Source organism: Sphingomonas sp. 1F27F7B (genome assembly GCF_005503355.1).
Classification (GTDB): Bacteria; Pseudomonadota; Alphaproteobacteria; order Sphingomonadales; family Sphingomonadaceae; genus Sphingomonas.
This window is the reverse complement of sequence record NZ_SCMK01000004.1, coordinates 1-18,957: the sequence shown is the minus strand read 5'-3', so window position 1 is coordinate 18,957 and position 18,957 is coordinate 1. Positions and strand designations below refer to the sequence as shown.

12 protein-coding genes, 1 pseudogene and 1 riboswitch are annotated in these 18,957 nt (G+C 63.7%); of the genes and pseudogenes, 6 read left to right on the top strand and 7 right to left on the bottom strand.

Going from position 1 to position 18,957, the window contains the following annotated elements; genetic code table 11:
- Positions 1-10: 10 nt before the first annotated feature.
- The 5 genes from FFS08_RS04700 to FFS08_RS04680 form a co-directional block, all read right to left on the bottom strand.
- Positions 11-1,951 carry a TonB-dependent receptor plug domain-containing protein gene (locus FFS08_RS04700; protein WP_171012479.1) on the bottom strand — a complete coding sequence of 647 codons (1,941 nt, stop codon included), beginning with the start codon at positions 1,949-1,951 and terminating at the stop codon, positions 11-13.
- Positions 1,952-2,124: 173 nt separating this feature from the next.
- Positions 2,125-2,347: riboswitch (cobalamin riboswitch) on the bottom strand.
- A gap of 102 nt (positions 2,348-2,449) precedes the next feature.
- On the bottom strand, positions 2,450-4,021 hold the full coding sequence (locus FFS08_RS04695) for an alkaline phosphatase D family protein (RefSeq protein ID WP_137864932.1): 1,572 nt from the start codon (positions 4,019-4,021) through the stop codon (positions 2,450-2,452).
- 8 nt (positions 4,022-4,029) lie between these two features.
- On the bottom strand, positions 4,030-4,998 hold the full coding sequence (locus tag FFS08_RS04690) for a FecR family protein (RefSeq protein WP_137864931.1): 969 nt from the start codon (positions 4,996-4,998) through the stop codon (positions 4,030-4,032).
- Positions 4,999-5,074: 76 nt separating this feature from the next.
- Positions 5,075-5,641 (bottom strand): RNA polymerase sigma factor, encoded by a 567-nt coding sequence (locus FFS08_RS04685; RefSeq protein ID WP_137864930.1) that lies wholly within the window; start codon positions 5,639-5,641, stop codon positions 5,075-5,077.
- Between the two features lie 129 nt (positions 5,642-5,770).
- The gene (locus FFS08_RS04680; protein WP_137864929.1) at positions 5,771-8,752 is read right to left on the bottom strand and encodes a TonB-dependent receptor; all 2,982 of its coding nucleotides are present in this window, start codon (positions 8,750-8,752) and stop codon (positions 5,771-5,773) included.
- Positions 8,753-9,242: 490 nt separating this feature from the next.
- Here FFS08_RS04680 and FFS08_RS04675 point away from each other — a divergent pair, with 490 nt between their 5' ends.
- Both FFS08_RS04675 and FFS08_RS04670 read left to right on the top strand, forming a co-directional pair.
- Positions 9,243-10,487, top strand: coding sequence for a beta-barrel domain-containing protein (locus tag FFS08_RS04675; protein ID WP_171012478.1), 1,245 nt, complete (start codon positions 9,243-9,245; stop codon positions 10,485-10,487).
- Between the two features lie 13 nt (positions 10,488-10,500).
- Positions 10,501-12,639 (top strand): peptidase domain-containing ABC transporter, encoded by a 2,139-nt coding sequence (locus tag FFS08_RS04670; RefSeq protein ID WP_171012477.1) that lies wholly within the window; start codon positions 10,501-10,503, stop codon positions 12,637-12,639.
- 115 nt (positions 12,640-12,754) lie between these two features.
- Here FFS08_RS04670 and FFS08_RS04665 read toward each other — a convergent pair whose 3' ends face one another.
- On the bottom strand, positions 12,755-13,414 hold the full coding sequence (locus tag FFS08_RS04665) for a Fic family protein (RefSeq protein WP_137864926.1): 660 nt from the start codon (positions 13,412-13,414) through the stop codon (positions 12,755-12,757).
- Positions 13,415-13,676: 262 nt separating this feature from the next.
- On the opposite strand from FFS08_RS04665, the gene FFS08_RS04660 reads away from it, so the two are divergent.
- Together FFS08_RS04660 and FFS08_RS04655 are read left to right on the top strand one after the other, a co-directional pair.
- Positions 13,677-14,150 carry a hypothetical protein gene (locus tag FFS08_RS04660; protein WP_137864925.1) on the top strand — a complete coding sequence of 158 codons (474 nt, stop codon included), beginning with the start codon at positions 13,677-13,679 and terminating at the stop codon, positions 14,148-14,150.
- 56 nt (positions 14,151-14,206) lie between these two features.
- Entirely contained in the window at positions 14,207-16,012 is a 1,806-nt protein-coding gene (locus FFS08_RS04655) for an alpha/beta fold hydrolase (RefSeq protein WP_137864924.1), read from the top strand.
- A 134-nt stretch (positions 16,013-16,146) separates the two neighbouring features.
- Here FFS08_RS04655 and FFS08_RS04650 read toward each other — a convergent pair.
- Positions 16,147-16,319, bottom strand: a pseudogene (locus FFS08_RS04650) (IS5 family transposase); the annotation flags it as partial.
- Between the two features lie 651 nt (positions 16,320-16,970).
- Between FFS08_RS04650 and FFS08_RS04645 the strand changes: the two are divergent.
- Both FFS08_RS04645 and FFS08_RS04640 read left to right on the top strand, forming a co-directional pair.
- On the top strand, positions 16,971-17,180 hold the full coding sequence (locus tag FFS08_RS04645) for a hypothetical protein (RefSeq protein WP_137864923.1): 210 nt from the start codon (positions 16,971-16,973) through the stop codon (positions 17,178-17,180).
- A gap of 1,308 nt (positions 17,181-18,488) precedes the next feature.
- The gene (locus FFS08_RS04640; protein ID WP_137864922.1) at positions 18,489-18,881 is read left to right on the top strand and encodes a hypothetical protein; all 393 of its coding nucleotides are present in this window, start codon (positions 18,489-18,491) and stop codon (positions 18,879-18,881) included.
- Positions 18,882-18,957: the final 76 nt, after the last annotated feature.

Sequence of the window (18,957 nt, the reverse complement as noted above, 5' to 3'; positions counted from 1 at the left end):
CCTTTTGGCTTCAGAAGGCGACGCGCGCGCCGGCATAGGCGGCGGCGCCCGGCGTCGCGAAGCTGAACACTTCCTCATATTTCACGTCGAACAGGTTCTCGACCCGGCCGAACACTGAGAAACGGTCGCTCAGCTTGTACTGCGCGTTGAGGTTCACCAGCGTGAAGGGCTTGAGCGAGACGCGCACCGGCACATAGCTTGGGTCGATATAGGCCAGGTCGTCCATCCGGCCGTTGTAGCGCACCGTCAGCGTGGTCGAGAAACGCTCGTCCTTGCTGAACAGCGTGGCGTTGACGCTGGCAATGTCGCCCGGGCGACGAACTTCGGTGACGCCGTCTTCGGTCGCCTTCAGATGGGTATAGACGGCATCGATCCGGATCTGGCGGATCGGACGCAGGCTGGCGGTCACTTCGACGCCGTGCTGCTTGGAATCGGTGGTGCGGTTGCCCGGTGTCGCCGTGTAGGTCGGCGCGGGATAGGTGATGTAGATTTCGTCGGTCAGCTTCGAATCGAAATAAGTAGCGCCCAGCGTCGCCTTGCCGTCCCAGAAGCTCTGCTCGATCCCGGCTTCCCAGCCCGCGGACTTTTCCGGCCTGAGGTTGGGATTGCCGATATAGGTGCCGCTCGAATAGCCGAACAACTCGTAATAGCCCGGGTTCTTCACGCCGGTGCCATAGGCGGCGTGGACGCGCGTGTCGGTCGGCAGGCGATAGCCGGCCTGGACGCGCCAGGTGGTCACGTCGGCGAAGCGGTTGTTGTCGTCGTGGCGAACCGAGGCGCCGCCGGTGAAATCGCCCGCGGTCAGCTCATATTGGCCGACCAGGCCGAGATTGTCGGTGCTGCGGCGGCCGCGAAAGGCGTCATAGGGCGAGCCCGTGCCCGGCGTGGTGTTGCGGAACTGTTCGCGCTCCCAGTCGACCGCGGCGGTCAGGCGGTGCGTGATCGCGTCGGTGCCGAAGCGGAAGCTCGAGACGAACGAGCCCTTGTAGCGCTGGCCCTTGTCGCCATAGTCGATCCCGCTCGGCTTGTAGCCGGTGCGGGTGGTGTCGGCGAACTGGCCGGAAAGCGTGTTGGTCCAGCGGCCGTCGAGCGCGGTCAGCTCGGCGCTGAGCAGGCCGTAGAACGCTTCGTTGGTGAAGCGCACGCCCGGGCTGTCGACCGTATAGCCGAAGCGCGGGCTCGCTGGATTGCTCTCGCTGTTGTTGGTCTCGGCATCGGTGTGGCTGTAGCGCAGCACGCCTGTCAGCTTGAAGTTCTCGGCGGGCGTCCAGCCCAGCTTGGCGCTGGCGCCGACGCTGTCCGAGCCGATGTCGCGCGTGCCGCCGCGCGCCGTCGGATAGCCCTTGGTATGATACCAGCTGCCCGAAACCGCATAGTCGAGCGTGTCCGAAGCGCCGGCCGCGCGGGCCGCGCCGCTGAAGGTACCGAACGAGCCGCCTTCGGCGCGCGCGCTGTAGCCCGGCGCCTCGCGGCCCGAGAGCGTGATGTAGTTGACCACACCGCCGATCGCGTCCGATCCGTAGAGCGAGGATTGCTGGCCGCGCAGCACTTCGATGCGCGCCGCCGGATCGGCGATCAGCGTGCCGAAATCATATTCGCCATAATAGGGGTCGGCCGCTTCGATCCCGTCGATCAGGACCAGGACGTGATTGGCTTCGCTGCCGCGGATGCGGATCTGGGTCTGGCCGCCGATCGCGCCGATGCGGCTGACCGCGACGCCGGGCACGTCGCGCAGCGCGTCGGAGACGATGCGTGTCTGGCGCTGGTCGAGCGCGGCCGCGTCGATCACCGTGGCGGAGGCGGGCAGGTCCTTGAGCTCGATGCCGTCGCCCGAGCGCGAGGCAGTGACGATGATCGCGTCCTGCGGGTCGCTCGCCTGGCCGGCGTCCTGCGCATGGGCCGGCAGGGCGGCGGCGATCGCGAGCAGCGAGACGAAACTGGTCTTCAACATGGGTAATCCCCCCTGCGCCCGTGCAACGAGGGCGGGGGCCTGCCGCGAACGGCCGGTGCGGCGCGAAGACGGGCGCTTGGTCGCCATTCGCGCAGCACCGAAGCGGCCCCGGCCGCTTGGTCGTCGCTCAGACGGAGAGATACCGTGCCTTGGCCATCCCCTGGACCAGGGCAAGAGCGACCGCCTCGCCGGCAGGTCTCCTGGCTCGCGGGTCAGGGCACGATGCACGGCCTTCCCGGATCGGCGATCCAGTGGCCGCTCCCTCGGATCGGGGAGCCAGTGCATCGCGCTCGCCGCTTACAGTTGCAGGGACAGCCGCGGAATTGGACGGAAGGCCCGTCCGCACCGCATTCCCCTTTAAGCCCCTTTCGGGGCACCGGCGCGATCATGTCGTGGAGGGCGGAACCGCTCCCACGGCGCGGCGCATAGGGCAAATGTTCCGCCGCGCCAAGATCGCGCGTGCAAGGAAAGGCGAGCCGCGGCCTGGAACGCACATCGTCATGCCGGAGTCATGCCCGGCCGGCCGGCGGCCAGGGCGAAATCCGCGAGCGGGCGGGCGCCGCTCTGCGGATCGGCGGGATCGTCGAGCCCGACGAAGCGGACGGCGCATGCCTTGGGCGTGAGCGTGGCGGAGGCATAGCCGCGCACCTGGTGCTCGCCATAATGGAAGCCGGGCGTGCGGGCGACGGTGCGCTTGAACAGCGGGTCGTGGTTCTTGCTGGTGATCGCGCCGCCGACGAATTCGGAAGCGACCGGCGGCGCGCCGGGCTTGTCGGGATCGAGCAGGTCGGCGGCGGCAAAGGCATGGATGTCGCCGCTGAGCACCAGCGGGTTGGCGATCTTCGCATCGCGCCAATGGCGCAGGATGCGCTCGCGCGTCGCCGGATAGCCGCCCCAATTGTCGAGCGTGTAGAGCGATGGAGTGGCGTCGGGCCGCGCCGGGTCGAGCCGCGGGCAATCCGCCATCAGCGTCTGCTGGGCAAGCAGGTTCCAGGTCGCGCGGGAGGCCTCGAATGCGCCGCGCAGCCAGCGCTCCTGCGGCATGCCCAGGATCGAGCGGGCCGGATCGCGGCGCTCCGGACAATCGGGAAGCTTGGGCAGATAGTCGCGATGCTCGGCGAGCAGTTCGGGCGGCTGGCAGGGGCGCCCGCTGCGATACTGGCGGTCGTCGACGAGCTGGAACTCGGCCAGCCTTCCCCATTTGAGCGTGCGGTACAGCCGCATCGCCGCGCCGTCCGGGCGATTGGCGCGGCGCAGCGGCATATGCTCCCAATAGGCCTGATACGCGGCGGCGCGGCGGCGCAGGAAAGTGGCGGGATCGCTGTTCCGCTCGTCGAGCGCGTCGGCATAGTCGTTGGCGACTTCGTGATCGTCCCAGATCATTGCCCAGGGCGCGGCATGGTGCGCGGCCTGGAGCAGGGGATCGAGCTTGTAGGTCGCGTAGCGCACCCGATAGCCCGGCACGTCGAACGGCTCGGGATTGAGATGGGTGCGCACGTCCCGGCCGGGCGCGTTCTCGTAGATATAGTCGCCCAGGAACAATATCAGGTCGGGCGTCTCCGCGGCGATCAGCCGGTGCGCGGCATAGTTGCCCGCTTCGTATTTCTGGCATGAACCGAAGCAGATGCGCAGCTTGTCCACCTGCTGGTCGAACGCGGGCGCGGTGCGGGTGCGGGCTGCCGGGCTGGTCTGGCCATTGGCGATGAAGCGATACCAATAGTCCCGGTCCGGCCGCAGGCCGCGCACTTCCGCATGCACCGAATGCGCCCAGCGCGGCTCGGCGCTCTCGCTGCCATGCGCGACGACGCGGCGAAACGCCGGATCGTCCGCGACTTCCCAGCGCACCGGAACCGGGCGCGCGGGCATGCCGCCATCGCCTTCCAGGGGCTTCGGCGCCAGGCGCGTCCAGAGCACCATGCCGTCGGGCAGGGGATCGCCCGAAGCGACGCCGAGGGTGAACAGCGGCTCGCCTGAAAAGCCCGCCGCGCGCGCGCCCAGCAGGAGCAGGCCGGCGGATCCGGCCGTCGCGCCGGCGCGGAGCAGGGAACGGCGATCATATTCGGAAGCCATGATGAACCTCAGCGATGGAGCAGGATCTGGTCGGGACGGGGCTCGGCGCGCAGGCCGAAATTGGCGTGGACGGCCTCGAGAAACTCGGTCGGGTCGCTGGTCAGGAAGCGGCCGCCGAGGCGCAGCCGGCCGGCGGCCGGATCGGCGAGGACGATCGGGGTGCGCAGGTAGCGGTTATACTCGGCCACGGCCTCGGCCAGGGTCTGGCCGGCGAAGATCAGCTCGCCTTCGCGCCAGGCAGAGAGCGCGCGGATGGTGTCGTCGGCGATCGGCCGCGGCCGGGGTGCCGCCGCGGCGGAGATGGTGAGCCCCTGCCGGCGGGCGAGCCGGATCTCGCCGCGCTCGCCGTGCCGGGGCAGCAGGCGCGCCTCGCCCCGGATCGCGACGACGTCCGCCACGTCGCGCGAGACGAGCCGCAGGTCGAACATGCCGGTGCCGAAGCGCACGGCGCCCGGTCCGGCGCGGACGGTGCAGGACGGGCTGCCCGGCGCGAGATCGAGCGAGAGCTGGCCGCGCTCCAGCTCGACCTCGATCCCGTCATCGCCGCGCCACCAGCGCAGGCGGCTGGCGGTGTTGAGGTCGAAGCACGCCTTCTCGTCGACATAGAAGCGCCGGCGTTCGCCCACTGCCGTCTCGACGACTTGCGCCGCGGCGCTCTGCACCGCGAAGATCGTGCCGCCGGTGACTGCAAGGCCGGCAAGGCCGGCGGCGGCGAGCGCGCGCCGCCGCGTGGGCATGGCGGGCGCGTCTTCGTCCGGCGCTTCGATCGCTTCCTCCTGCGGAGGCGCCGGGTTGCGGGGCAGCCGGTCGAGCTGCCGCCAGGCCTGGCTGATCCGGATGAACGCGATCGCATGCGCGGGATCGGCAGCGCGCCAGGCCTCGAACGCGGCGGGATCGGCGCGGCCGCAATCGAGCGCCGCCAGCCAGTCCGCCGCTTCTTCCTCGATCCGTTCCCGGCGCTGTTGCTGCTCGTTCAAGAAACTCTGCCCGTTCCGCCATGCGATAGTGGTTTCTTCCCGATGCTCAGGAAGCGAAAAACCGCCATAGCATGGATCAGGCCTTGCGCAGGGCGCGATCCGGGGCCGCCGCTTCCGACGCGCAATTCGCCCCGTCGCGCATCGCGCGCGACAGCAGCAGGATGCCGCGGGCGAGATGCTTCTCCACCGTCGAGAGGCTGAGCCCCAGCTTCTCGGCGATCGCGCGCGGCGGCATCTCCTCGAACTTGCGGAGCAGGAGAACGCGGCGGCAGGCGGGCGGCAGCGTGCCGAGCGCTGCCATCATCCGCCGCAGTTCCTCGCGCCCGGCGGCGACGGCGAAGCTGTCCGGTGCGGGATCGGGAAAGTCCAGCTCCTCGAGCGCCGCGAACTGGCGCATCGGCACGATCCGGGCGCGGCGCATGCGCTGCAGCGCGCAGTTCCGGATGATCCGCACCGCATAGGCCGCGGGATTGCCGATCCCTTCCCACGCGCTCAGCTGCAGCAGCTGGGCATAGGCTTCGTGGAGCAGGTCGCGCGCCTCGTCCTCGTCGGCCGCCCAGCGGCGCGCCTGGCGCAGCAGCTCCATTTCGTGCGGCAGGACGGAGGACGCGAACCATGCGTCGATCGGGCGAAACCAGGACATGCGGGAGCCTGAGCAGGAAGGAGTTGGTTCCGACTAGGCGGCGATTGATACGGGGCTGTGACAATGGCCGCCGCTCCTTCGGAAAATCGCGGCTTTCCCCCGCCTCGTCGGGGGGAAAGCCGCACGGTCTCATCGGAGGAACTTCGGCTTGACGACCACGCCGAACCATATCGTCCGCCCCACCGGATAGCGCGTCTGCAGCAGCTCGCGGTTCGCGCCGAGATGCGCCTCGAACGCTGTCTTGGTGAGGTTCTGGACCTGGGCGGTCAGCTGGATCCAGGGCAGGACGTAATAGCTTCCCTGCAAGTCGATCTGGTCGCGCGAGTCCGCCCAGATGTCGCGCCAGGCGACCGAGGAATCCACCGAGACCGGGGATGCCCCGATCCGGTTCCAGGCGAAGCGGAGGTTCGCGGGGCCGCTGCTGTAGAAGATCGAGGCGTTGTAGATATGGTCCGGCTGGTTGAACAGCGCGCCGATCCGGCGGGTGCCGCCATTGCCCATGACGAAATCGAAATGCCCGTCCAGCCAGGTCGCGTTCAGCGACACGCCCAGATCCTTGAGCGGCCCGGGCAGGAAATCGAGCTTGTCCTTGATCAGCTGCAGCTCGACGCCCTTCACGGCCGCCCGTGACGCGTTGACCGGCTGCGAGACGGTGGCACTGGTATAGGTGACGCCGTTGAACGCATAATTGTTGTAGGTGTTGCTCTTGGTGAAGATCTCGTCGCGGATGTCCTTGTAGAACAGCGCCGCCGAGATCAGCCCGCCATTGCCGAGATACCATTCGCCCGAGACGTCGTAATTCCACGCGCGGCGGGGCTTCAGGTCGGGATTGCCCTGGCTGATGCTGAGCGTCGCGGTGCCGTCGTTCGAATAGGTGGTCGTCGCGCCATATTGGCCATAATCCGGGCGGCCGAGCGTCTCGCTGACGCCTGCCCGCAGCTTGACCGCCGGCGTCACGTTCCAGGTCGCGATCGCAGAGGGCAGGGCATAGGCATAGTCGCGCGAGCGGCTGATGCGCGCGCTCGTGCCGTTGAGGTGCGTGGCGACGTCGACCGCGGTACGGTCGTAGCGCAGCCCCGCCTGCAGGTTGAACGCCTCGGCCTGCACCCGCACCTGGCCATAGCCGGCGGTGATCGATTCCCGCAGTGCGTAATAGCCGTTGTTGCCGTCCGCCGCCCGGCCGGCATTCTCGCGGAACCATTCGGGATGCTCGGCCAGCACCGCCGCCGCCTTCTTCTCGTCGATCAGGTAGAAGTTGATCCCCGGCGCCATGATCGGGGTCAGCACCGTCGGCTGGGCATATCGGTCCAGATTGCCGATCAGCGCGGCCGAGGCGGCGTCCTTGGCGAACCATTCGCGATAGGTGAGGCGGTTGTCGACGCGCGTGAGCGTCTGGTTCACGCCCAGGTTGAAGCCCAGCCCGCGATCGCCCTCCTCGAAGTTCCAGCCCAGGTCGCCGCGCAGCGTGCGGACGTCATTGTCGATGTCGTAGATGATGTTGCGCCAGTAGCGTGGGCCGTAATTGGCCGGGTTGGCCGCCGCTGCCGCGTCGTTCATGGCGATAGAGGGGACGCCGCCGATATTCTGGTAGCCATAGCCATAGGCCGCCTGGTTGGACGTCGCCGCCGAGGTGGCGGTGATCACCATGCCGGTGTTCCACTTATACATCCACCGGTCTTCGTTATAGTGCGCGTTCGAGTCCGACGCGCCGAGCTTCAGCTTGAGCTTGTCGTCGAAATCGTAATGCGCGGTACCGTTGACGAACCAGGTGCGGCGCTTTTCCGGCTGAGCGACGAGGCCGAGCTGGTAATTGCCCGTGTTCAGCCTGCCCGTGTCCGGCGTGGTGCCGGGCGTATAGCCGGCGGCGGGCAGCGCCAGCGCCTCGTAGCGGTCCTCGTCCGAGAGTTCATGATAATAGCCGCCGAAGATCGAGGCGCCGAACCGGCGGCTCGGGCGGAATTCCAGCTTGCCGTTGATGCTGTAGCGTTCGCGCTTCTCGTCGAACGCATAGTCCTGCACGCGCACCGGCGCCGCGCGGCCGGTGGATGCCGCGATGTTCGAAGTCTGTGCGCCAGCCGCGGTGTAATAGGTCCAGCCGGCGCCGCCCGTGTCACCCGGCAGGCTGGCGAGCGCCGAGGCGTGGAGCCGCTGATATTCGCCGGACAGGACGAGGCCGAACTGGTCGTCATGGCCGAAGGTCATCGCCCCGGTCGCGCTTGCCCTGAGGTTGGCGTGCTTGTCGGGCACCACCTTGCCGTCCTGCGAGGTCCAGCCGCCCAGCGCCTGGGCAGTGAAGAAATCGCCCGTGTCGAAGGCGCTTTTCGAGACGAGGTTGATCTGGCCGCCCAGCGCATGGGGATCATATTGTGCGGTAACAGTCTTGATCGCCTGGATCTCGCTCACCAGCGTTGCGGGGAGCATGGCGAGCTGCGCGCCGCGATAGCTGGAATCCGCGCTCGCGACCTGCGCCCCGTCGACGGTGACGAGATTGTAGCGGCTGTCGAGCCCGCGGATCGTGACATATTGATAATTGTCGTGCCCGCGCGAGGAATCGCGGTCGGAGATCACCGAAAGGCCCGGGATGCGCCGCGCCGCCTCGACGATGTTGACGTCGGGCAGCTGGCTCACTTCGTCCTGGCTGACGGCGTCGATGATCTGCCCACTGTTGCGCTTGCTGGCCAGCGCGCGGCGGTTCGACAGGCGATAGCCGGTGACGAGGATCTCGTCGCCGTCCTCGGCCGCGGTCGCCGCGGAGTCCGCCGGCGCGCGGCTCTGCTGCTGGGGCATGTCGGCGGCGAGCAGGATGTGATCGGCGCCCGCTGCGACGATCTTCAGCCCGCTATTGCCGATCAGGCGCCGTACCGCTTCGGCCGCGGTCATCCTTCCCCGGAGAGCGGCGGCACGAAAGCCGGCGGCGCGGTCATAGGGAAATGCGATGCGCACGCCGGACTGGCGCCCCGCTTCGTTCAGCGCGGAGGCGAGATCGCTCGCCGGGATATCGAAGCCGACTTCGCGAACCGCCTCGGCATGCGCCGGAACGCTGGCGAGCGCCGGCGCGGCGAGTGCGGACGCGCTCGAAAGCAGCGCGAAAATGGTCGAACGACGAAGCATCTGGCAAGGCCCTCCCTGACGGCGTCGTGCCGCCTCGGTCGCCCGATGCGCGGGAAAGGCAAAACCGCCATTCCGGTTCGAATATTGTGGAGACCCTGGTTGGGGCGTTCGGCGGTGGCCGCCGGGGCGTGGCCGGAATGCTGCGCGGATGGTGTCTTGGGCTGGCCGCTATCGCTCCCCTCACCACCGGACGGCGGCCATCGGTCAATGCGTGCAAAATCTTTCTATTTCGGAGATGCCGGCAAATTGAAACACAATTGAAATGATCCAAAATGGTATATCATTCGTACATTTGTCACATAATTACTGTTTTCTAGAAATATGTTTGCGTTAACACGCGATGCGTTGCGCGTTAATCGCGCAAGAGTTGGGGCGTGTTTGTTGTGCAGGCAAGTTTCGTGAGAAATTGAACAAAATATTACTTTGCCAAAGTGGCGAAGGGTCATCTGTTGTTGTCGCTTCGGTATTTTTGACGCGGGTGTGCTGCGCAATGTCGCTTTTCCGTGAAGAGGTCTCCGAATATCGCAAGATACGCCTGCACGGAGAGGTGGTGCTCAGTCAGTCCTTGTCTTCGCGCGTTATGGCCGCCGCGCTGATCATGTCCATGGCGATCATCGTTACCTGGGTGTCGCTCGGCAGCTATGCCCGTATCGAGACCGCACCCGGCATCCTGGTCACGCAGAACCCGTCGTCGAAGATCGTGGCGCCCGTGCCCGGCGTGCTGCGCGAGCTTCTCGTTCATGAAGGCTCGGTGGTTCGCAAGGGCGACCGCATCGCCGTGGTGGGTCTCGATCGCCAGCGCTCTTCGGGCCGCGGCGTGGCCGCCGGCAGCCTGACCGCGCTGGCGGCGCGCCGCGAACTTGGCGAGGGGCAGATCGTGCTGAGCGCCCGGCGCGAGGCGAGCGAGCGCGCCCGGCTGCTCGCGATGATCGCCGCTGCGAATGCCCAGGCCGAGAGCCTGCGGGGCCAGATCGAGCTCCAGCGGCAGGTCGTCACATCCAATCGGACGATGTTCGACCAGATAGCCAAGGTCGTTGACCGCGGCTTCGTCAGCAAGGTCGAGATGGAGCGGCGGCGCCAGGCGCTGATCGCTTCCGAGCAATCGCTGGCCAGCCTGGGGCAGCAATTGCTCGAACGCAGCGGCCAGGCTGAGTCGCTCGAGGGCCAGATCGCCAGTCTCTCCGCCGAATCCGCGCGCGCGGTCTATGACATCCGCGCCTCGCTCCAGGCGATCGCGCAGGAGCATGCCCGGCTGGAGGGCGAGGAAGCCTATGTGATCACCGCGCCGGTCTCGGGCCGGGTAACTGCGCTGCAGACGGTCGCGGGACGGATGGCGTCGCCGGACAGGCCGATGATGATCATCGTGCCCGAGGGCTCGCCGCTCAAGGCGGAGATATATGCGCCCAGCCGCGCGATCGGCTTCGTCCATGTCGGCCAGGAAGCGCGCCTGCTCTACGAAGCCTTTCCCTATCAGCGCTTCGGTTCGTTCGGCGCGCGTGTTGAATCGATCTCGCGCATCGTGATCGATCCGCGCGAGACCGATGTGCCGATCAAGCTCGAGGGGCCGGTCTACCGGGTGGTGGTGACGCTCGAACGCCAGGCGGTCGATGCCTATGGCGAGAAAGTGCCGCTGCAGCCCGGCATGGCGCTGCAGGCGAACATCATCCTCGAGCGCGAGGGGTTTCTCGACTGGTTGCTCAAGCCGCTCCACGCCGTGATGCGAAAGACTGCGTAGGAGCATGGCCCCGATGCTCGAGGCCGGCGGTCGCCGCCGTACGCCCTATATTCCTCAGAACGAGGCCAGCGAATGTGCTCTGGCCTGCCTCGGCATGGTCGCCGGCCATTACGGCTTCCGCACCGACCTGATCGAGCTGCGTCAGCGCTTCGGCCTGTCGCTGAAGGGGGCCACGCTCAAGCAAGTGATCCAGGTCGCCGAGGCGATCGGCTTCAACGCGCGGCCGCTGCGCGGCGAGATCGCGGATCTGCCGCATCTCACGCTGCCGGCGATCCTCCACTGGAACCTCAATCATTTCGTGGTGCTGACCCGGATCGGCGAGGGGCTGCGCGGCCGCCGCTTCCATATCCACGATCCCGCGCGCGGGCCGCTGATCCTGTCCGAGGCCGAAGTCTCGCAGAGCTTCACCGGCGTCGCGGTCGACCTGCTCAAATCGGAAGCCTTCCTTCCCAAACCCCAGGCGCCGCAGCTGCGGATCGGCCAGCTCTGGTCGTCCATGCGCGGCTTCTGGCAATCGATCGGCCAAGTGCTGGCGCTCTCGCTGATCCTGCAGATCGTCGTGCTGGCGACGCCCTTCTTCATGCAGATCTCGGTCGATTCGGTATTCCCGAGCTTCGACCATGACCTGCTGGCGATGCTCGCGCTGGGCTTTGGCGGGCTGGCGCTGATCAACTTCATGGCCGGATGGCTGCGCGAGCTGGTGCTGCTGACGCTAACCAACGCGCTTTCCTATCAGGTGGTGATCAACCTGTTCCGCCACTTGATGCGGCTGCCCCTGCCCTGGTTCGAGAAGCGGCACGTCGGCGACATCATCCAGCGTTTCGGCTCGACGCAGACCATCGCCCAGCTGCTGAGCCAAGGCATGATCTCGGGCTTCGTCGATGGCGTGATGGCGCTGCTCACCCTGGCGCTGATGTTCGCCTATTCGCCGCTGCTCTGCGGCATCGCGCTGGCGGCGCTGAGCGTCTATGCCGTGGTCCGCCTGATGTTTCTCCAGGCGATGAAGCTGCGCAACTTCGATACGATCGCCACCGCGGCACGCGAGAATAGTGCGCTCATCGAGTCGGTGCGGGGGATTGCCGCGATCAAGGCATTCGGCCGCGAAGGCGATCGACAGCGGCTGTGGCAGAAGAAGAAGGCCGATGCGGTCAATGCCCAGATCCGCCTGGGCCGGCTTTCCGCGGGCTTCGATGCAGCGAACAGGCTGGTCCTCGATCTGGAGGGCGTTGCCTTTGTCTACATAGCGATCAGCCTGGCGCTCGATGCCAAGCTGACGCTCGGCATGCTTTTCGGGTTCCAGGCCTATAAGCAGCAATTCCTCGGCGCGGCGATGCGCCTGGTCGATCAGGCAATGAACTTCCGGATCATCCAGGTCCATCTCGGTCGGATCGCCGATATCGTGATGACCAGGCGCGAGGATGCCGGCGAGGTCCCGTCGGGCGAGGTGCCGAACTTCGATCAGCCGATCGAGGTGCGGAACGTCTTCTATCGCTACGGCGTGGGCGAAGCGGATGTGCTCAAGGGGGCCTCGTTGCGGATCGAGCCTGGCGAGATGGTTGCGCTGGTGGGCCCCTCAGGTGGCGGCAAGACCACGCTGATGAAGATCATGATGGGATTGTTCGAGCCGGTCCATGGCGAGGTGCTGATCGGCGGGCGGCCCGCCTCCACCTTCTCGCGCCAAGCCTATCGGCGGAGCATCGGCTCGATCGCGCAGGACGACTCGCTCTATGCTGGTTCGCTGGCCGAGAATATCGCCTTTTTCGATCCCGAGATCGACATGGCGCGCGTGGAGGAAGCGGCCCGCCTTGCCTGCATCCACGACGATATCGACCGGATGCCGCTGCGCTACGATACGCTGGTGGGTGACATGGGCTCGGTGCTCTCGGGCGGGCAGAAGCAGCGCGTGCTGCTCGCGCGTGCGCTCTATGGCCGCCCGCGCATGCTGTTCATCGACGAAGGCACCGCGCACCTCGATCCGGAGACCGAGGCCAAGGTGCTTGCCTCGCTTTCGAGCCTCAACATCACGCGCATCATGATTGCCCACCGCGCGCAATCTGTTGCCGCCGCGGGGCGCGTGCTGGTCGTGGCGGATGGTCAGATCCAGCCCATGCGGTTCAATAATGTTTCCAATATGGCTGGTGCTGGACAATAAAGATGCTGCCTTTCAATGTATATTCGTAAGATTTTAATGATAAGTTCCAGAAATTGATGAATAGATGGAAATTTCTCTTCAAGAAAACTCTATGGTAATAAATATATATTGTGAATCATTCCTGCCATTCCTGAGAAAGTGTGCACGAATCGAGGAAGAAGCGTTGCAGGCCGCTCCAGTCATTGCCAAGCACCAGTCGCCGAAGTTTCACCACCAGGCTGTTCCCGGTGCGCGATGCGATCAAGTTGATGGGCAGGAAGTGTCGGCAACCGGCCGAATAGAGCACGAGGTTGTGCATGATTCGGGCGGTGCGCCCATTGCCGTCGAGGAACGGGTGGGCGTGAATGATGCCGCCATAGGTCGCCATCGCGCAGATTGCGGGCCATTTGTCGATATGTGTGCTGACGAACTGCGCCAGTTCCGCCATCAGGCCATCGCACAGCCGCCAGTCTGGGAAATGGGTCGCGGCACTATTGTCGAACGCGGCGATGCGCACGCCCGAGCGGCGGAACGCGTTCGCGCCGGCACGGCAGCGGCGATGCACCTCGATCGTGTCTCGCGCCAACCGTGCCGGATCGCGGTAGCTGACATCGGGATGCCCGCGGGTGAAGGCAGTATAGATGTCGAATTCCAGGCGGGCGCGTCTCAGCGCTTCCTCGGCGCTTCCGTCGGGCGCCGCGCCGAGGACATGTGCTTCGAGCTCGTCATGCAGCCCGGCAAGGGCGGCAATGCGTTCGTCCGGGGTGTATGGATAGGACGCGGCAAGCCGTTGCATGGCGGCAGCGTCAGTGGGCCGTAATCGTGCCGCGGCCGCTTCGTGGGCGGCGCTCAAGATAGTAAAATTTGAGATTTCTCCAAGTGAAGGGAATTTCAAACGGGGAAGTGTCTCGATGATTCTCTGATGGGTCACAAATATTTCTCGAAAAGTTTACAATATATATTCTGTAGATTTGGATATGAATTTGCAAATCAATAATGAAAGTGATTAAGTTGTTGTGCGAATCGTGGTTCGCATTTCAACGGAAATGGAGTTTTTCGTGAGGATTCTGACCGAATTTGAAATGGCGCTCGTTGCAGGGGGCACCAAGAGCTCGGAGATCGTCGTGAACGATCCAAGGGATCACGGCGATCCTCCGCCCGACTGGGACGAATACTGGGATGAAAACCCGCCCTATGACGGCGGCAACGACGGCAATCCCGACGGGGCCTATCCGTCAGGCGGCCCCGGCGGCGCCTATCCGTCAGGCGACGGTGTCATCGCCGGCAACCAGGGTGGCGGCCAGGGTGTTAACTCCCTGATAGGCCCCAAGATCGAGAAGCTGTCTCCAACCGGCTCGGTCATTCAATCAAACGGCTATGTGCTGGTCGATTTCAACGGCGACCGCGTCTTTGACATCGCATGGCGCCCCTCTCCCAATGGGGGCTGGGAAGTGACGGCTGATGGCCAGCGCTGGACCCCCGACAGCGATCAGAACGGGCCGCTCACCGTCATCCTAAACCCTCCACAGTAATCGCTCCCCACAAGCAGAGGCGGGCCGGAGGCTCGCCTCTGTACAAGGAACCGTGAATGCGCCTGTTTCTTTCAGCAATATTGACTGCTCTGGCTCCAGCGCCTTCCGGACAAGAAGACCGCGTCGGCATAGAGGGGTTCCAAGTCCATGTTGTCGCGAACCCGGACGCGCAATGCTACGCGAACCGGCTGATGGTGGACCCGGCATCTCGCCGCGTAGTTACCTGGACCTCCTCGCGCGACCTGCGCGACTTCGATTCCACGGAGCCGCATCATTTCGAGGTCACGAGCCTGCCGGAAAGCGGAGCGGCCGCGTTGTCGGTCGCGATCGGCGCCAATGCGCGGGTCGAGCCCCTGCGCTGGAGCGAAAGCGGGGATCGGCTGCTGTTCCGGGTCGAGGCGCGCGGGACTGGCTTCTATCTTGCCGACCAGCAGCGTGTCGAAGCCGGGCCGCGCATGGACCCTTTATGGGAGGAAGTGCGAATCGAGGCCATTGCCAATGGCGATCTCGCTTTTCACCAGCGGCCCGAAGCGCTGGAGCTGCTTCGACGCGCCCGCGCCGATGGCGCGCCCAGGCGGGCGTTGCTTACCCAAGGGGCAGGGTCTGCAACCCTGCTTACCTTCCAATGGGGCAATGCATTCCGACTGAGGGCCTATGCCGGTGCGAAGCGGTGGAATACGGGCAAGAACATCGCCTTCACCTCGGCGCCGCTGCTGATGCCGGGCACGACGCGCGTACGGCAGCTTGGCGAGCAGGAAGCCGGTCGCCCCTTCTTGCCTTATGCCCTGCCCTTTCTCGATCGGCGGCTGGGGACGATCGCCGGCCGGTTCGGGATTTCCCGGGTCGAGCCGCTGCGCGGGAGTGCAATCGACCTTGGAAGGCATTTCGGGCAGCTTGCTGCAATCACCGATGTTGCCGCCAACGGCGCGACGCTGTTCGCGCTCGTCGATCTCGAGCGGGAGCGTCGCATCGTGCGTGTCCGCCACGGCGAAATCCGCAGTTGGCGGCTTTGCGAGAAGAAGCAACTGCCGCTCCCGATCCCGTTACCGGTCGAGAACACGCTTCCCGTCGATATGCCCGTCGTTCGCAGCGAGGTGCAGTTCGGGCCGGGCAGGGGGCGTGCCTTTGCCACGCTCTATCGTCCGGTGCATGCCGATGGGGGGCTGATCGTCTATTTCCATGGTGGCCCGACGATTCCCTATTCGCTCGATGCCGTGCCCCGGGACGTTCGCGAGGCGGCGGCGAAAGGGAAATCGATCCTGATCGTTGAATATTCAGGCATGCAGGGCGGTGGCAGAGCGCTTTCGGAGCGATTGCCGCGGCTTGGCATCGCTGCCTATCGGCAGGATGTGGACCAGGTGATGCGCTGGGTGGCGCGCAGTCCGTTCCGACGGCGTTATCTGCTGGTGGACAGTTTCGGCGGCGTTCCCGGCGTGCTTGCCGCCCGCTATCATGCCGCGCTGTTCGATCATATGTTCTTCCGCGTGCCAGCGCTGACGCTGCATTCGGCCGAAGAAATGCTGCAGAACCGCGAGGGCTTTGCCAGGAACAAGGTGCCCCCCGAAAGCCAGCGCGAATTCGAAGCGTCGATATATGGCGGCGACGCCGGCCGGGCACGCTTCATCGCCGACCTGCGCGCCGAGGTGGGCCGACTGCAACCATCGTCGCGCCTGTCCTTCTATTTCGGCAGCATGGACGGAGCATCGCGCCCGGACGACCTTCCCGCCCAATTCCGCGGCCATCCCACGGTGATGGTCGTGCAATCCACGCATGGCATGCTTGCCAATATAACAGAAGTAGAGCGGGACATCGCCATGAAGATGGCATCGGAGAATCAAAAGAATAAGCCGGGTATGCAGTAGCATGCAGGGTTCTGTTCTGCATCATCCCCATCGCGGCAATCGTTGATCTTGCCGTAGGGCGGGCCCGGCGACGTTGCGGTGAAAGTATGTTCATCGCCTATGGCGAATCTGCGGTGGGGGAGGTGACCACGCTCGGCGGCGCCGATATAATCACTGACCTGGCCGCCGGTCATGAAGAAGCTCAAGGGGCGGCCATTCGCATCGGTAACAGCATGAAGCTTGGCATTCATGCCGCCTTTGGTGCGGCCGATCAGGCGCCCGACATCCCCCTTTTTACCGCCAGGCTCGATGCCGTACGGTGCGTCACGACTGAGGTCGAGCCAAGCTATTCAAGCTCAGAATATGCCGCCAGCGCCCTGGCACCATCTACATGTACTATATGTGGCGGCAGAAGCCTCGGATCGGTTGGAAAAGCTCAGGATTATCGTGTCCTGACAGGTTTCACTGGCACAAGCTGGCATTGTCATCCAGGAGCTCCGACGAGCGCCCATAGGAATGGCAAGTGATGGGCGGTTAGCGGAGCGGCGGCTGCCAGATGAGCGGATGTGGAATGCAGCCTTCGTTCAGTTGGCCGTCGAAGCTGAAAAGGATCTAACGGCGCGCAGCTTATCATAGCCGCGCCAGTTCGGTCGCCAGACCAACGGCACGATGAACCAGATTGCGGCCCAAATAGCCACAATTTATTCTGATCCGAACGGTGCTATCTTTAAACCCTCGGCCATGGCTGGCGCCGAGGCGGCTCTGCATACTGAGCCGGTTGACGCAAATACGGGAGTTCCCGGGAAAGGCGACTGTCTTATCCCGGATAAGTTGGGCATTCCAAACTATCAAGCGGATGGGAAGAACGTAAACGCCGTCGAGCAGGATGGCGGGAAGGTTCGAATCAGGCCGATAAATCACCGTAATACCGTAGGGTTGAGAGGGGGTGTCGAAAACTACCAGAAAAGGAAACGACGCAATGAAGGTAACTTCCTTACTTTTTATGTGCATTCTTGCCGGCTGCAAAAGTGCTTCTGCATCAACTTCTCAATATTTAGGTGATATTTCTGCTATAATGGCCCACGGTATTATCGGTAGAGGCGTAATAAAACTAGAAAATGCCATTAATATTGACGGCAGTGTTGTCAAGCGCTTGCGGTTAATCAACTTGGCCAGGGGCGAAAAATAGGGCTGGTGCGTTTAAGGAAAGATCGTTCATATGGTATGTAACGAATCTGTAAATATTTGCACGGAATGGACAGAGAATTACGGCATCGATGTACATTGATATGAAGACGTCGATTACCAGCTCAGTTGTTGGGACCGGATAAGGGCGCCTCAAGAAAATGGCGGAAAACTGCGAGAGGCGGTTTTCTGCCTGACGTGGCCCACCCGTTTTACGGCGCCTCAGAATCGGGCTTTCGCAGATGACGATGTCTCAAAAAGAGACCCATGAAGATACATTCTAATTTAAATCGGGATGGTCTGGATCGACTATATTATACCGATCTCGATGGAACTATCGGGCTCTTCTATCCCCTTATGATGCGGTCGGGCGTGTTTACACGCTCCATCGGTGTATCCAGTCGGAGGCTTCCTGGGGGCTTGGCTTAATGAAGTGCAGAAGAGATTAAGCAGAATTGGGAATCAAGAATGAGATCAATGATGACGATATTGTCCGCTATATGCGCGTCATGCGCGTCAACTGGCGCATCCGGAGTCGATGGGTTGCCGAGCTCTCGGCAAGCTGTGTCGTCAGCCTTATATGATTTCGATTCTGGCAAGATAAAGGATCGTGGTTTTGTATCCGTTTCAGGATATCTGACGTTTGGAGACGACAAGCATAATTTATGGGAGAGTTCGAGGGCATATGAATATATAAAAGAAAAGATGCCTCCACTTGGCGACCGCGCTTGGAAGGAATGCATTTCTTTAAGCTTCTACGGAAATTTCAGAAGATCGCTGAAGAAATACGACGGAAAAGAGGTTATAATATCTGGATATATCTACCGCCACACGCCAGCGCGTGACGAAGTTAATCTCGGGTCGTGCAATGAGATATTTATCTCTATGGAGGGCCCTGGAGCGCGCGTCGCGCCCGTTCGCGAATAACTCGGATCAATAGGCGGAAGTTGGCCCGATGTGAACGGCGCGCTCAGTCAGATCGACAGCTATGACGGTGGCTGGCGTGATGGCCGGAGCATATAGCAGGGCAAATGGCGGAGGCCCAATGACGGCGAAGAGTCCGTATGAACCCGAAGATAATTAAGTTCCTGGAGAACTTTTCCGTAGCCGTGATGGGCGTCGGTGGCGCATCGATTTTTTTGTAGCGAGCTGTCGTCGAGTAGATTTGTCGTTTGTATCTTGCTTGATGTTGATGGTGTTGGGGTATTTTTCTTACAGGTATTTTAGGAGGCGTTCAGGGGGTGGTTGAATGTACTGGCCTGCCCTGGAAAAGCTGGTCCAATTCTGAAGATAGCCATGTGTGGCGTAGGAATTGGAGGGTGCCAACCGCAATCTGGCGAACACTGCCTATACCTATGACGCCGAGAACCGGCTGGTGGTGGCCTCGACGGGCGCGCAACTGACCTATGAACCGCTGGGACGGCTATACGAGAGCTACAGCCCGGGCACCGGCATCACGCGTTTCCTCTATGATGGGGACAATCTGGTCGCCGAATATGATGGCAGCCGCACATTGCTGCGCCGCAATGCGTTCGGTCCCGATATCGACGAGCCGATCCTGCTCGACGAGGGCAATGCGCTGAACTGCTCGGGCACGAAGGTGCTGCACGCCGATCCTCAGGGTTCGGTGCTCGCGCAAGCGGATTGCTGGGGTAATCGCACTGCGATTGACGTGCGCCCCTGGAATGTGACCGATTTTGAGTAGAGTCCGACGCAAAGGAGTCGGACGAGAATGAAGCGCAGCAGGTTCAGCGAAGAGCAGATCATCGCGATCTTGAAGG